This window comes from Paenibacillus sp. MER 99-2 (assembly GCF_023714095.1).
In the GTDB taxonomy this organism is placed as follows: Bacteria; Bacillota; Bacilli; order Paenibacillales; family Paenibacillaceae; genus Paenibacillus.
Genome location: NZ_JAMAUZ010000004.1, coordinates 304,088 through 319,170, shown reverse-complemented (window position 1 = coordinate 319,170; position 15,083 = coordinate 304,088). Strand labels below are relative to the sequence as shown.

10 protein-coding genes are annotated in these 15,083 nt (G+C 45.7%); 3 read left to right on the top strand and 7 right to left on the bottom strand.

The annotated features are described in order from the left end of the window. Positions 1-145: 145 nt before the first annotated feature. Complete coding sequence (locus M3636_RS19885; RefSeq protein WP_128100685.1) at positions 146-580, bottom strand: hypothetical protein; 435 nt, start codon at positions 578-580, stop codon at positions 146-148. Positions 581-952: 372 nt separating this feature from the next. Here M3636_RS19885 and M3636_RS19880 point away from each other — a divergent pair, with 372 nt between their 5' ends. Further along, positions 953-1,321 (top strand): helix-turn-helix domain-containing protein, encoded by a 369-nt coding sequence (locus M3636_RS19880; RefSeq protein WP_056694267.1) that lies wholly within the window; start codon positions 953-955, stop codon positions 1,319-1,321. A 108-nt stretch (positions 1,322-1,429) separates the two neighbouring features. Here M3636_RS19880 and M3636_RS19875 read toward each other — a convergent pair whose 3' ends face one another. The 4 genes from M3636_RS19875 to M3636_RS19860 form a co-directional block, all read right to left on the bottom strand. Continuing rightward, entirely contained in the window at positions 1,430-1,585 is a 156-nt protein-coding gene (locus M3636_RS19875) for a hypothetical protein (RefSeq protein WP_156395379.1), read from the bottom strand. A gap of 290 nt (positions 1,586-1,875) precedes the next feature. Then, positions 1,876-6,474, bottom strand: coding sequence for a glutamate synthase large subunit (gene gltB, locus M3636_RS19870; RefSeq protein ID WP_251383730.1), 4,599 nt, complete (start codon positions 6,472-6,474; stop codon positions 1,876-1,878). Between the two features lie 653 nt (positions 6,475-7,127). Beyond that, on the bottom strand, positions 7,128-9,410 hold the full coding sequence (locus M3636_RS19865) for a YhgE/Pip family protein (protein ID WP_251383729.1): 2,283 nt from the start codon (positions 9,408-9,410) through the stop codon (positions 7,128-7,130). 163 nt (positions 9,411-9,573) lie between these two features. After that, entirely contained in the window at positions 9,574-10,155 is a 582-nt protein-coding gene (locus M3636_RS19860) for a TetR/AcrR family transcriptional regulator (protein ID WP_128100683.1), read from the bottom strand. A 374-nt stretch (positions 10,156-10,529) separates the two neighbouring features. Between M3636_RS19860 and M3636_RS19855 the strand changes: the two genes are divergently transcribed. After that, the gene (locus M3636_RS19855) at positions 10,530-11,750 is read left to right on the top strand and encodes an MGDG synthase family glycosyltransferase (RefSeq protein WP_128100682.1); all 1,221 of its coding nucleotides are present in this window, start codon (positions 10,530-10,532) and stop codon (positions 11,748-11,750) included. A gap of 361 nt (positions 11,751-12,111) precedes the next feature. On the opposite strand, the gene M3636_RS19850 is transcribed toward M3636_RS19855, so the two are convergent. Both M3636_RS19850 and thpR read right to left on the bottom strand, forming a co-directional pair. Continuing rightward, positions 12,112-12,972 carry a cell wall hydrolase gene (locus tag M3636_RS19850; protein ID WP_128100681.1) on the bottom strand — a complete coding sequence of 287 codons (861 nt, stop codon included), beginning with the start codon at positions 12,970-12,972 and terminating at the stop codon, positions 12,112-12,114. 125 nt (positions 12,973-13,097) lie between these two features. After that, entirely contained in the window at positions 13,098-13,718 is a 621-nt protein-coding gene (thpR, locus tag M3636_RS19845; RefSeq protein WP_128100680.1) for an RNA 2',3'-cyclic phosphodiesterase, read from the bottom strand. Between the two features lie 407 nt (positions 13,719-14,125). Between thpR and M3636_RS19840 the strand changes: the two genes are divergently transcribed. Further along, on the top strand, positions 14,126-15,082 hold the full coding sequence (locus M3636_RS19840; protein WP_128100679.1) for a D-2-hydroxyacid dehydrogenase: 957 nt from the start codon (positions 14,126-14,128) through the stop codon (positions 15,080-15,082). The last annotated feature ends 1 nt before the right edge of the window (position 15,083 follow it).

Below are 15,083 nucleotides of genomic sequence, written 5' to 3'. Positions count from 1 at the left end.
ATGCAAACTTCCTGAAATAGTATGATCCCCCTTGCCCCTTTATTCATTGCGCAAATGCTTTTGGTGTTAAAGAACTAATGCATAACGCTATGAAATATAGTAAAATGGCGTTAAGTACATGCATCTTTTCGAATATATTTCCTTTTTATATGGTAAAATTAATGTAATGATATGTTTTCTGCACCGTTGGTTGAGTCATTAATTTCTCATACAAAACGCGAGATACCGCCGGAAATTGAACATCACGAAGCATAGTGTTTAACTGTCCAGTTATATATAGTTTCTGTTCTTGCTGAATATGCAACTTGGAATGATACAATGTGAGTTCTCCAAAAGGTTGTTTCCATTCGGGTACCGCCTGGAGTCGTAGACACACATGGTGATCTTCCACATCTAAACCTATCAACATCTCGGATGACACTGGTAAGACCAAATCACTCAGGAAACTGATCGCACTTGTATCCATTCCAAGGAGTAGAACGGGACGACGTTTGCGGTTCAAGGCTTTACCCTTAAACTCCCGGATATACATATGGACATTTAACTCTAGATCAGCCCATTCCTGAATCAATGAGTTCATGGCTTCATTCCTTTTAGAATGGATTAGTAACGCATTCGTTGCCTGACCTCCCTTCTCACAGGTATACAGATCTGGCAACGAGGAGATACTTAAATTATTCCAAATGATACATTTTGTAACTCCTTACGTCCAATTTACGATACAAATTGTATCATGTCAAGCAGTATTTGGACATGGTTCTTTTGATTTACGACAATATGAGATGTCCTTAGACAGACCTAGATTGCATCATTTTCGCTGTCTTTTTACATGCCAATGGTTGTATTAATCTGGTGCGGTCGTATCATTTTTGCAGGAAAGCTGCCCTGATCAAAAAATAGCTCAGGATTGTTTCGATATATATTTGACATGGCGTTCAGGGGGAAATGGCTTATGAACTACGGGAATCGCATTGCTGAATTAAGGGAACAGCGGGGACTTACTCAAGAAGAACTTGCGAGCTCCATCCATATTACCCGGGCTGCACTCTCCCATTATGAGAAGAACCGACGCAAACCGGATTTTGAAGTGTTAACAAGGCTTGCAGATATCTTTGGTGTATCCATTGATTATCTCATTGGGCGTACGAAGCAGAGTGATATGGTAATGGATGAGGACGTTCGGGAATTTGTTGATTCTCTTGAATTATCGGATAAGGAAGTGTTGGAACGCTTCGGCCTGATGATCGACGGTAAACCCTTGACCGAAGAAGAGGCACGTCGTTTTATTGCCTTTGTCCGTATGGAACGTAGCATGGATTAGAGGATTAGATTTGCAAAAGAAGACCCAGCACCGAAAAGCAATTTATCGGTTTCTGGGTTTTTTCTTGTCTTCAATTCCCTCCATTTCATTAGTATCTTCCAGTTCTAGTCAAGGACGTATGTTGTTGACGGAGGATATGTAATCGTTCCAACGCTCTGGGTCGATTCCGCATTGCAGTAAAACTTTTTTGATGTCCATCTCGGTTGTTTCAACGTGTTCACCTTTCGGCTTGCGATCGCCCTTGTTTGGATTTTTCATATTCATTCCGCGAACCTCTCCTATCTTAATACTTTCCCTGTGCTCCAAAACTAGCCTAATTATACTTGAGAAGCCTCCTCAATGTTGTCGTCTCATGGCGATAGCGTTTTTGGTCGGGGTTCTAATTTTGTCGAAAACAAAATAGGAGCTCTATGCATGCCACACAGGCAAACATAAAGCTCCCATTAGATGTTGTTTAAAAAGGACAATTTTGATTACGAAGCATGCCTAACGGCATGTTCAGCGTCGAATATGGAATTCAGCCGAAAAAGGTCCGTTGCTCAATTGTTCAACAATTAACCGCCTGTACGTGCAAGCTCACGCATGTTAGCTTCAAATGCCGCCAGCAACGCTGCTTCGCCCGTCAGTCCAGTCGCTTGAATACGTTCGATCTGCTCTGTCATACGTTTGAAGTCTTTCGGGATGACACGCACGAACTGATCTACCGATTGCTGCCAGTTCTCCAAGATGCGCTGACCTGCAGCACTACCTGTATTCGCAACATGGCGTTCAATCATTCCACGCAGATCTGCGCTCTCTGCTGTATCCTCGATACGCTCCAACAGTACCATTTCCAGGTTGCAACGTTGCAAGAACGTTCCTTCTGGATCGTAGATATACGCAATACCTCCGGACATCCCTGCTGCAAAGTTACGACCTGTATCGCCCAGAACGACGACACGCCCACCTGTCATATACTCGCAACCATGGTCGCCTACACCTTCAACAACAACTTTAGCTCCAGAGTTACGAACAGCAAACCGCTCGCCCGCGATTCCGCGGATATAAGCTTCGCCACTTGTTGCTCCGTAGAGAGCAGTGTTTCCGATGATGATATTGTCCTCAGCGTCAAATGTCGCTTTTGGCGAAGGCATTACAACGAGTTTACCACCGGATAGACCTTTACCTACATAGTCATTGGAGTCCCCTTCTACCGTCAGGGTAATCCCTTTCGGAACAAAGGCTCCAAAGCTTTGTCCAGCAGATCCAACAAATTTGAATTGAATTGTATCTTCTGGCAATCCAGCAAGACCATATTTACGTGTTACTTCACTGCCCAGAATTGTACCTACGGCACGGTTCACGTTTGTAATTGGAAGCACAGCCTCTACCGGTTGACCGGATTCAATAGCTGGCCCTGCGAGAGGAAGCAATTGCTGCATATCCAACGTCTCTTCCAATCCGTGATTCTGGTACTGCGTGCGGTAACGTGCAGAGCCTTCTGGCATCTCAGGCACATGCAGCAATACGGACAGGTCTACACCTTTTTTCTTCCAGTGATCCACTGCTTCTACAGTCTCCAGGCAGTCTGTGCGACCCACCATTTCTTGAATGGTACGGAAACCAAGGTCAGCCATGATCTCACGAACGTCTTCTGCAACGAAACGCATGAAGTTAACGACGTGTTCTGGATCACCCATATAGTTTTTACGTAGTTCCGGATTTTGTGTCGCCACACCAACAGGACAAGTATCCATTTGACAGACACGCATCATGATACAACCCAGAGCAACGAGTGGTGCTGTGGAGAAGCCATACTCTTCTGCTCCCAGCAATGCCGCAACGACCAAGTCACGACCATTCAGCATTTTGCCGTCTGTCTCCAATACGACACGGTCACGCAGATTGTTCAGGATCAGCGTTTGATGTGTCTCGGCAAGACCTAGCTCCCACGGCATACCCGCATGACGGATTGAGCCTTGTGGGGATGCACCTGTACCACCGTCATAACCACTAACCAGGATGATGTCGGCACGGCCTTTAGCTACACCAGCTGCAATTGTACCTACACCAACTTCCGATACTAGCTTCACGTTAATCTCGGCACGTGGATTAGCATTCTTCAGATCATAAATGAGCTCAGCCAGATCCTCGATGGAATAAATATCGTGATGCGGTGGTGGCGAGATCAAACCTACGCCCGGTGTTGATCCACGAACTTCAGCAACCCAAGGGTATACTTTACGCCCTGGCAATTGTCCACCTTCACCCGGTTTTGCTCCTTGCGCCATTTTGATCTGAATCTCGTCAGCGTTAACCAAATAGTTGGAAGTAACACCGAAACGTCCGGATGCCACCTGTTTAATTGCACTTCGACGTGAATCGCCGTTGCTATCTTTAATGAAGCGAGCCGGATCTTCTCCGCCTTCACCTGTGTTCGATTTACCACCGACACGGTTCATTGCGATGGCAAGATCTTCGTGTGCTTCTTTACTGATTGATCCGAAGGACATCGCTCCCGTTTTGAAACGGCGCATAATGGATTCGACGGACTCTACTTCTTCCAAAGGAATTGCGTTACCAACTGGTTTCAGTTTCAGCATCGAACGAATGGTCAGCAATTGATCATTCTCACCTTGAACCAGTTTGGAATACTTTTTGTACAATTTATAATCGCCAGTACGTACAGCATGCTGTAGCGTGTGGATCGTCTGTGGATTGAACAAGTGTTCTTCTCCATCATTACGCCATTGGTAATCACCGCCGGAATCCAGCACCTTATCGTTACCGTCTTTCTCAGTGAAGGCACGGTTATGATGTGTCAATGCTTCCGCCGCAACCTCTTCAAGTCCAATTCCCCCGATTCGGGAAGGTGTCCATGTGAAGTACCGGTCAACGAAATCGGATTGCAGACCCACTGCTTCGAAAATCTGCGCTCCACGATACGATTGAATCGTTGAGATTCCCATTTTGGACAAGATTTTAATAACGCCTTTAGTCGCGGCTTTAATGTAGTTTTTCACAGCTTTCTCATGTGAAATACCACGCAGCAAGCCTTGCTGGATCATGTCATCCAATGTTTCGAATGCCAGATACGGGTTCACGGCACTTACGCCATAACCTAGCAGCAATGCATAGTGATGAACTTCACGCGGCTCAGCCGACTCAAGCAAAATACTAACTTTCGTTCTTGTACCTTGACGGATCAAGTGGTGATGCAGTCCTGCTACAGCAAGCAATGCAGGAATTGCTGCATTCTCCGCATCTACGCCGCGGTCAGAGAGAATCAGAATGTTATGACCTTTGTCGATGACACGGTCCGCTGCTTCAAAGAGCAGATCCATTGCTTTGCGAAGTCCCTCTGCTCCTTCTTTCGCTGCGAAGAAGATTGGGATCGTCATAGAACGGAAGCCAGGGCGACGTACATGACGGATTTTGGCAAAGTCTTCATTAGACAATACCGGTGTGTCCAGACGAATCTGACGACAGCTCTCCGGTTCAGGATTCAGCAAGTTACGCTCAGGTCCAATCGTAGTTGCCGTTGAAGTAACAATCTCTTCACGAATCGCATCGATTGGCGGATTGGTTACTTGAGCAAACATCTGTTTAAAGTAATTATATAAACGCTGTGGACGATCTGAGAATACTGCGAGTGGTGCATCATAACCCATGGAACCTGTTGCTTCCATACCTGTTGATGCCATCGGCTCAAGCACTTTGCGTAATTCTTCAAACGTATATCCATAAGCAAGCTGAAGTTGAGTCACGTTATCGTGTTTTGGATCTGGTAGCTCAGGTGCTTCTGGCAATTCATTCAGATCCATCAAGTGCTCATCGAGCCAATCCTGGTACGGATTCTCGGCTGCAATTTGAGCTTTGACTTCCTCGTCGGAAATAATGCGTCCTTGCTCTGTATCTACTAACAGCATACGTCCTGGACGTAGACGGTCTTTGTACAGAATTTCTTCCGGCTCAATGTCTAATACACCAACTTCGGAAGATAGGATGATTCGGTCATCCTTCGTTACATAATAACGTGCAGGACGAAGACCATTACGGTCGAGCGTTGCACCGATCTGCAACCCGTCCGTGAACGCCATTGCTGCAGGTCCATCCCACGGCTCCATCATCGTGCTGTGATACTCGTAGAATGCCTTTTTGGCAGGATCCATTCCCTCATCTGTGCTCCATGGCTCAGGAACCATCATCATCGCTACGTGTGGCAAAGAGCGTCCACTTAAATAGAGGAATTCAAGCGTGTTATCAAACATCGCTGTATCGGAACCGTCCGGATTAATGACTGGCTTCACTTTGGAGATATCATTACCGAAAACTTCGCTCTCGAACAAGGATTGACGAGCATGCATCCAGTTCACGTTACCACGCATCGTGTTGATCTCACCGTTGTGGATCATGAAGCGATACGGGTGGGCACGTTCCCAGCTTGGGAAGGTGTTCGTACTAAAACGAGAGTGAACAAGCGCAATCGCCGATTCCACAGACTCTTCTTGAAGATCCAGATAGAACTGTCCAACTTGTTCCGTTGTCAGCATGCCTTTATATACAATTTTGCGACAAGACAAGCTTGGCAGATAGAATGATCCGCCCTCTTTCTCATCCGCAGAATAACGAATAGCAAGCTCAGCGCGTCTACGAATAACGTAAAGTTTGCGCTCGAATCCAAGCTCATCCTTCACATCGGCAGATCTGCCAATGAACACCTGACGTACATATGGCTTCGCAGCCAATGCAGAACGACCAAGCATCTCATCATAAGTAGGCACATCCCGGAAACCTAGGAAAGTCTGTCCTTCTTCTTCGATAATCTTCTTGAGGCTCTCCTCATGTGCGTGGCGAATCTCAGCATCCTGGGAAAGGAACAGCATCCCTACACCGTAAAATCCTTGTTCTGGCAATGCAAATCCGAGGCGTTCAGCTTCCTGTGCAAAATAGCGATGTGGAATCTGAATCAAGATTCCGGCTCCGTCGCCGGAATTCGGCTCGCTGCCCTGTCCTCCGCGGTGCTCCATATTACTAAGCATGGTCAGTGCCTGACTAACGATATCGTGTGAAGCTCTTCCTTTAATGTTGGCAACAAAACCCATTCCGCATGCATCTTTTTCGAACTGTGGGTCATAAAGACCTTGTTTAGGAGGTAATCCGATCTGTCTCATGGAACGCAACCTTTCTATAATGAAGTATTTCGGAAAGATCAAGAACATAGGCAACAAGCAACAATGATACGGGAGGAGCGGGCTAACTAATGAAGCCTGCTGAATAGAGGTGACAGCCATCATCTGTCATAGTTACAAGCATTGCGACTGAGGCAGACGCTATTAGATAGTGGACTGACCGAACGATTCGGTAACAGCCAAATATAACAACACGTAGCCGCTGGCACGACCACTCATTATGAAGCGACGTTTTTTTGATATAGTTCTATTATTTTAACACCGACCTAACATCAGCGCAATTTAAACTTTTTAATACCTCTGATAAGAAATGTTTTGCAGTACAGCTTTAGTGTGCTGACGTTTAAATTCATCTCTTTTTCGAATAATTATACACATTTTATGAGAGAGTACAACTGAATTTATCTGCTGACAAAAGAAAATCATTCCATATGGGGCGTGAGTTTCAGCCGTATTTAGTCAAATGTAAAATCTTAGTAAGCCTCCTTCATCACTCTAGCATGCATTTGTATACAGAAAGAGCCTGCCACCCATTTTAGGGCTACAGGCTCTTTGCACTATTTGACTACTATGTTGCATAATTTTGATACTGAACATCAAACTTTATTTTTTTGAAATTTCGCACTTTTCTATGCTTATGCAGTCACAACTTGACCCGATTCGACCAATTCAGCTTCCTTTTTAGGCTTTCTGCCGTTCCAGAGGAAGAAGGCCAGCGTGAGCAGGATGGAGACTCCAGCGTAGATCGCCAGTATTCCAGCTTGATGCCACATCACATCAAAGTTTCCGCTAGATACAACGGCCTTGAAGCCCATAATGCTGTGAGTCATTGGCAGCCAAGGACTGAACGCTTGCAACCATGATGGAATTAGCTCCACCGGGAACGTTCCTGCGCTTGCCGCCAGTTGGAAGACCAACAGCAAGATGACTACATATCGGCCTGGCAGATCAAGCCATGTTACGAGTGCCTGCACAATCATCATGAAGGTTAGACCCGTAATGATCGTGAACAGGTAGAACAGAGGTACACTATGTGTCTCTAATCCAAGTCCATACAACATGAAGCTTGCTACAATCACGGACTGGAAGATGCTCATCGAACTAAAGACAAGTGTACGGCTGACGAAACGACTCCATCCAGAAGCACCCGGTACGGATGTATCACGCATTTTCAATACAATCGTTGAGATCAGAGATCCGACAAACAAGCCGATGGATAAGAAGAAAGGCGTCAATCCTGTACCGTAGTTTGGCACAACCTCTGCTTCATTCTCCGATGAGTTCACTGGTTCAGCGAACATATTCACAACATCATCGGTTTTCTTCACTTCAGACGTTTTCTGAGCAGCATCATTCAATTTCGTTGCCAGCTCATTCGAACCGTCCTTCAACTCGGACAATCCATCGGCAAGCTTGCCTGCACCATCGCCCAGTTGTTTGGAACCGTCCGTTAGGGAAGATACGCCTCCGCTTAATTTGCCAACGCCCGTTTGCAAAGCGCTTGTGCCTGTTCCAAGTTGTTTAACACCACTTGCTAATTGCGCACCGCCGTTTGCAGCCTCGCTGAGCTTACCTGTAAATTGCTTCAGACCATCTGAGAGCTTAGAACCCCCATCAGAAAGTTGGCTCACACCTGCGAGCAATTGCTCTTGTCCGCCCACAAGCTGACCTGCACCCGCAAGCAGCTGCTGCTGACCTTCATGCAGTTGCTCTGCTCCGGTAGCCAGTTGTTGGTTACCTTCATGCAACTGACCTGCACCCTGTGCGAGCTTCTGCTCACTTTCATGCAGCTGCGCACTGCCATCGGCAACCGCCTGACTTGCTGCAAGCAGCTTCTGCACATCAGCACTCTCTGCTAGCTCTGGATTTGCGGCAGCAAGCTGCTTCAATCCATCGGCAACACCTTTGGCTCCATCTGCAACCTGGCCACTTCCGTCGACAGCCGACTGCAATCCTGTAGCTAAAGTTCCACTACCTTGAACCGCACTTTGCAGACCCTCTGACAATTTAGCACTACCTTGTTCGGAGGCTTGCAGTCCTGTTTGCAGCTTACTTGTACCATCCAGCGACGTTTGCAGACCAGCTGCCAGCTTGTCGCTACCCTCTTTCAACTGATCAGCTCCGCTCTGAAGCTGTGTTCCGGCTGCTGTTTGAAGCTGCTGCAGGCCAGAAACCAAGCTTGAAGTACCTGTCTCCAGCTTCGTAGCTCCGGTATGAAGCGCATTGACCCCATCCGTTAAAGGTGAGAGCCCTTCTTGCAGTTCGATCGTTCCTGATGCAAGCTTAGCCAGATTATCCTTGAGCTTCACAGCCCCATCATCGAGCTTGCCTGCACCCGTGTTCAGCTCGCCAGCACCGTCTCCGGCTTCGGCAAGTCCGTCAGACACCTCGGAGAACTTATCAAGCAACGTCTCCGCATAAGCCTCTGTCACTTTAGCTGATACTTTTGCCTTCAGATCCTTGATCGCCGTCTTACCAATCTGAGCACCTACGAAGCTATAGTTACCGTTAGGTTCATAGATGAGGTCAGCCGGTTTAGGTTGATCATCCAGCAATGTGGTAGCCTGTGATGAGAAATTTTCAGGAATCGTAATTTGCATGTAGTACTTGTCGTCCTTCATGCCTTGTTGTGCCTGAGCACTATTTACAAATTCCCATTTAAAATCTGCATTTTTCTTCAGTTCATCCACGAGATCTTCCCCAACATGCAAGGACTTCCCTTCCAGCTCAGCCCCTTTATCGAGGTTCACCACTGCGACAGGCATCTGATCCACATGACCGTATGGGTCCCAATAGGCTGCCAGGTAGATACCACTATACAGAATCGGAATAAACATAATGGCAATAACGGGGATCAATACCTTCGGGTTTCTCACGGCCGATCCCACATCCTTGAAAAACACGGATAAAGATTTCATGTCATTTCTCCCCTTGTCTCTGCTAATCTGCAGGAATTTCTTGTAATGTAAACATTTGATGCATGAAGTAAATTTCTGAAATAACGTATGACCATTTTCCTCAAACGGTCAATTCAGGGCAAAAAAACAACCTGTCTTCCGACAAGCCTCACTGCCGTACCATTTAAGTAACAACAGCAATTCCTTCCATTAAGAAAAGGCGAAAGTAGCTTTTGATCTGTTCCTTGCTAAGTGGCTCATGTTGCTTATTCCAATCCGACGTCAGGGCAATGTATAATCGAATCATCATAAATGACACAACCTGCGGATCGCAGTCGCGAATTTCGCCTGATTCCTTAGCTTTCTCTAACTCACGTGTCAGAAAGTCTGAAATGACCTTTTCCACTTTATCCAGACCTTCTTTGGCCTGAAGTGTACCAAAATCCTTCAACTCTTGAGCAAGTTTCACCAACAGATCGTGATCCCGTCTGAATTCCAACAATGAGTCCAAGACACGAAACAGATTTTCAAAAAATGCACTTTCTTGATGTACTTCACGATGAGCAATGTTCTTCATTTCCTGGATCACGTCCACCAAAATCTGATCAAACAACTGCTCCTTATTCGTAAAAAACGTGTAAATCGTTCCTTTGCCAACATTCGCAATTTTGGCTACCTGATCCATTGTGGTGGCTTTGTATCCAAACATGGCGAACGATTGCGTTGCCGCTTGTATCACCTGCTGTCTCCGGTCAATCGGAGCCATGATATCTCCTCCTTTATCACATGATCGTCCTTTAGGAATTGACCAAAAATACATTTCGGTCATTCGGTCAAAAATTACAATACCACCTTTGAAAAATGATTGCAACCCTAAATATAAAAATTTGTGTTAATATTTTTTAACCGAAATGCAGTGGAAACTACGTGGAGCGTCGTCTATAGTGTATGATGATTCCATCAACGCGAATGAAACGGAAGTTATATGTCTCAGAATTCTCAAACTTGTGTAATTATCTAACGAATAAATAAACATGATTTTCCGCTTCGTTGTATATTCTTGTAGTATCGCAACGTTCCGGCAAAATCCACTCAGAATGATTGAATTTTGAATTTAAATTTATGAATAAAGGTGAACTCATGCGAAAACCAAGAGTGCTCTTATTATCAGAAGGTTTCGGCACCGGTCACACCCAAGCCGCCCATGCGCTGGCAAGCGGAATCAAAAAAGTAAGCCCGCATGTCCACAGTCGAGTGATTGAACTCGGCAAATTTTTGAATCCAACGGTAGCACCGTTAATTTTCTCTGCATACCGCAAGACATTGTCTGTGCAGCCCAAACTTGTCAGTCTGTTATACCGAACACAATATAATAAATCCCTTAACGGTTTTACGAAACTAGCTTTACACCGCATTTTCTATACGCAGACGGCGCAGGTCGTAGCTCAATTGAAGCCAGATGCCGTGATCTGTACACACCCTTTTCCGAATGCTGTTATCTCCAGACTCAAGCGCCAAGGGCTTAATGTTCCTTTATATACCGTCGTTACCGATTACGATGTCCATGCAACATGGATTAATCCAGAGGTTAACAAATATCTCGTCTCTACCCCGCAGGTCAAAGCATTGCTAGAGATTAGAGGGGTGGAGCCATCCCGCATTCAAATTACGGGTATTCCGGTACATCCCGACTTCTGGGAAGCAGGAGACAAAGCCAAGTTAAGACAGGAGTCCGGACTTAAGGATATGCCAACAGCCCTGCTGATGGGTGGAGGCTGGGGTCTTTCTTTTGACGAGGAACATATGAAGGCATTAGCTTCCTGGGCAGATCGCGTGCAGCTCATCTTCTGTCTCGGAAGCAATGAGAAGATGATTGCCAAAATGAAAGAAATGCCTTGCTTCCAGCACCCTAACATTCGGATCCACGGGTATACCCGTGAAGTCAGCAAGCTGATGGATGTATCCGATGTACTGATTACGAAGCCTGGTGGCATGACGTGTACGGAGGCACTCGCAAAGGGATTACCTATGCTGTTTGTTCCTCCGCTTCCCGGGCAAGAGGAAGAAAACTGTGAGTATTTCGTACAAGCCGGATATGGGCAGGTCATTCATTCAGCTGATGTCATCTCGAAGCGATTTAGCGAATTATGTGATCAGAATTCTGCTCAGAGGTCGGCCGAGAAACAGTCTCATAAGACTAGGACAATCAAGCCAAAATCAACTTACGACCCTACATGCTGTGCGCAGGCTGTCCATGATTTATTATTTCCGACGACTACCGAAGTTACAAACGCTCCTAAGGAGCGCTTCACAGCCGGAATAACTGCCACACCGCTGTCAGGTACCAGAATCCCATTCTAAGCCCTCTATACCCCTATAGATTCGTTCTACGAGGGTATTACCGAGGATAAGACAAGTTATTTGATATCATTCAAGCTTATCACGTCCGTTTTCAGTTAGATCACCGATTGCAAAAAGGTTCCCTCCACAAGTTGGAAGGAACCTTTTTTATTACAATAAATTAATCGTATGATTTTCCATATAAAAGGGTAATTTATAGGTATAGAACATTCTAAAACAACGAAATAAACCTGCATATCAGACTAATTTTCGGTCACCTGTGAACCCCACATAGTTAACTAGCCTGCCTGTTTGCAGAATTTTTGGCACGATAAGCACCTTTTTGAATCGACCTTCGGGTCTTCAACACGTTTAGCATGTTTTATTTGTAAAATGTATGATGACCGATGGTTTTCACCTTTTTCTGTGAACGAGCAACTGTCAGATCATCCGCAAGTGTCAATGATAAGAAATAATACGTATCATCGGCTACTTCCTTTTTCCCGTTCAATGCTGCATTCACGGCCTTAATGCTGTCCTCATTCGGAACAACGCGTTTCAAACGTCCGTTAGCCACAGGACTAAACTGAGATTTCTGATATATTACTTTGTAAATGGAGTCGGGAAAATTGGCTGACCGCAGCCGGTTTAAGACAACATTGGCAACTGCCACTTTGCCTTCGTACGGTTCACCTTCCGCCTCTGCCATGACGATTTTTTGCAGCAGAAGCACATCTTTATCAGACACACTGTATGACCAGGTAGCGAGCTTCGAGTCCGCCTGGTTCAGAAGTTTGGTCCGCGTAAAGTAAAGTTTTTTGGGGGGAGTTGTAAGCGCAGCTGCTGCTTTGGCTTTCTCGATCTTCGCCAGTTTCACTGCTGCTTCTTTCTTAGCTTGAGCCGCCGCCGCTGCTCTCGCCTTATTTTTAGCTCTAGCTTCTTGTAGCTCTTGCTCTTCCTGAGCAGAGGCCAGCCAGTTTTTGGCCGGAAGCGTATTAATCCAGTCTGCATTCGAAGCAGACGCATCACTAGACAGACTTGTCCCGTCTTGTAGCATTCGCCTATCTTCGTTTGAAGAAACTGCCCCATTATTTTGCACAGATGCTGTGAGCTCAGTCATCTGCTTGCTATCACTATCCTCATTCCACTTCCCAGTCGCCTGGACTACATTAACCCCCACTATACACACAAGCAGCACAGATAACATCGGTGCTACCCAACGATTCTTGCTTATAATATCCATTCGAAGATTCCTCCTAGTCGCAACAATTCCCTAATCTAAGTAACCCAAAAAAAAGAATTTGAATAACGATGGCTAATATTACATAGGGAACAACGTAATGTCAATGTGATTATATGGGATATAGATCATTTTCCGGAAAAAGAAAACGTCTCCACAATCTCATACATTGGGCTACGTCCAAGCCTGGTCACATAAAGTACAAAATCCTCCACATTCCATGAAAGTGTTCCAGTAGAATGTTCTGGAAGCACCTCAATTATTCCTTTATTTTCATTTCCAGGGACAGCTCCCAGGAACTTTCTAGCGATTGTAATATGAGGCCGATATGCTCTAAGCTCAGCTTCATATCCCAGCTCTGATGTCGCTTCCGCAATTCGCTTCTGTAACAGATTCAATCGATCCATTTCTCCGCTAACACCTTTCCAGAGCACTTTCGGCGCCTGCTCTAGTCCGAATGTACCCCAATCGGTAATCTGCAACGAAAAGGATTGAACCTCTGCACTGACTTCACGAAGCACCTTCCGAAGATGACCCATGTTACTCACCAGTGTATCTCCCAGAAATTGCAAAGTGATATGATAGTCTTTGTGGTGAGTCCACTTGCGAAAATCGAGTTTGCTCTGCGCAAGCCTTGCATCCATTTGCAGCGTTTGCTGAATGGGGTCAGGGAGTCGAATGGCTGTAAACAGCCTTTCTTGTTGCGAATGAAGATTCGCATGTGAATCCATATGGTTACGATAGTTCATCGGTTACACCCCTCTAAAGTTCGTTTTATTATTTCACAGTCGTACCTATTCTTTCAAGTTGGGTAAATAAATATATATATCCAACTAAAGGATATTAAGCTAACGATTTTGATGCCAGAATGCCTTAAAGAGGTTGTTCAAAAAGTCCGCTTTTGATTACGAAGGATGCCTGACGGCATCTTAGCTTCGAATATGGGATTCAGCCGAAATGTCCGTTGCTCACGTAGCTTAATCTACGCTCCGCTACTCCATTTCTATCTTCATCCCATCTTCTCGGTACTGAAAACCGACCTTTTTGAACACGCACTTAAAAGGTAGCCGCCTGCCCTCTTTCCCTTTCTGCACATCAACTTCAAATCTGCTACACTTGATATTACAAATGAATAAAATTTAGGAGGCTACATATCATGGGTAAAATTGTATGTTTTCCAGCATTGTCGGAGGAACAGCAACAACAAATTTTGGATGCTGCGCCTGGTTATACGTTGAAGGTTGGCAAAGCCAATGACATGGACCCGACAGAGCTACAAGAAGCTGAAATCATTCTTGGCTGGTCTCCTCTCATTACAGAACATGTACTCAAAAAGCAAGGCTCCTTGAAATGGGTTCAGGTCTGGTCTGCCGGTGTGGATAACCTGCCATTCTCTGATCTGGAACAACAGCAAATTCAAGTAACCAGTGCAAATGGAGTCCACTCCATTCCAATTACCGAAATTATTTTGGGCATGATGCTAGCTCACAGCCGCTGGTTAAGACAAGCGATGCTGCACCAACAGCAACGTGAGTGGAAAGCACCTGCCCAGCCTCTGCCTGAACTACATGGAAAAACAGCCGTCATTGCTGGCGTAGGAGAGATCGGCAGTGAAACAGCTCGAATCCTCAAAGCGCTAGGTATGAACGTCATTGGCGTGCGCCGCTCAGGTAAGGATGTGCCTAATGTTGATCGTATGTATGACATGTCCGGTTTACAGGAAGCCCTCGGTCAAGGTGACTATGTCATTAACATCCTGCCGCTAACGGATGAGACGAAGCATGTCTATGATGAGGCTGCCTTCGCACAGTTCAAACCAGGCGCTTGCTTCATCAATGTAGGACGAGGCCCAAGTGTGAAAACCGATGCACTTCTAAATGCGCTAGACAGCGGACACCTAGCCTTTGCCGGACTTGATGTATTTGAGGAGGAACCTCTCCCTTCAGAACACCCGCTGTGGGGGAGGGACAACGTATTAATTACACCGCACATTGCCGGAAGCACAGAAGCATATAAGGATCGCGCGCTTGATATTTTTCTAGAAAATTTAGAGGCTTACATTGCAGGCAAATCACTTCCCCGCAATCCAGTAGATTATCATCATCAGTATTAAA

Coding starts and splice junctions, on each gene's coding strand:
- M3636_RS19885 (WP_128100685.1), bottom strand. CDS start 580: ATGAACTCATTGATTCAGGAATGGGCTGATCTAGAGTTAAATGTCCAT.
- M3636_RS19880 (WP_056694267.1), top strand. CDS start 953: ATGAACTACGGGAATCGCATTGCTGAATTAAGGGAACAGCGGGGACTT.
- M3636_RS19875 (WP_156395379.1), bottom strand. CDS start 1,585: ATGAATATGAAAAATCCAAACAAGGGCGATCGCAAGCCGAAAGGTGAA.
- gltB (WP_251383730.1), bottom strand. CDS start 6,474: ATGAGACAGATCGGATTACCTCCTAAACAAGGTCTTTATGACCCACAG.
- M3636_RS19865 (WP_251383729.1), bottom strand. CDS start 9,410: ATGAAATCTTTATCCGTGTTTTTCAAGGATGTGGGATCGGCCGTGAGA.
- M3636_RS19860 (WP_128100683.1), bottom strand. CDS start 10,155: ATGGCTCCGATTGACCGGAGACAGCAGGTGATACAAGCGGCAACGCAA.
- M3636_RS19855 (WP_128100682.1), top strand. CDS start 10,530: ATGCGAAAACCAAGAGTGCTCTTATTATCAGAAGGTTTCGGCACCGGT.
- M3636_RS19850 (WP_128100681.1), bottom strand. CDS start 12,972: ATGGATATTATAAGCAAGAATCGTTGGGTAGCACCGATGTTATCTGTG.
- thpR (WP_128100680.1), bottom strand. CDS start 13,718: ATGAACTATCGTAACCATATGGATTCACATGCGAATCTTCATTCGCAA.
- M3636_RS19840 (WP_128100679.1), top strand. CDS start 14,126: ATGGGTAAAATTGTATGTTTTCCAGCATTGTCGGAGGAACAGCAACAA.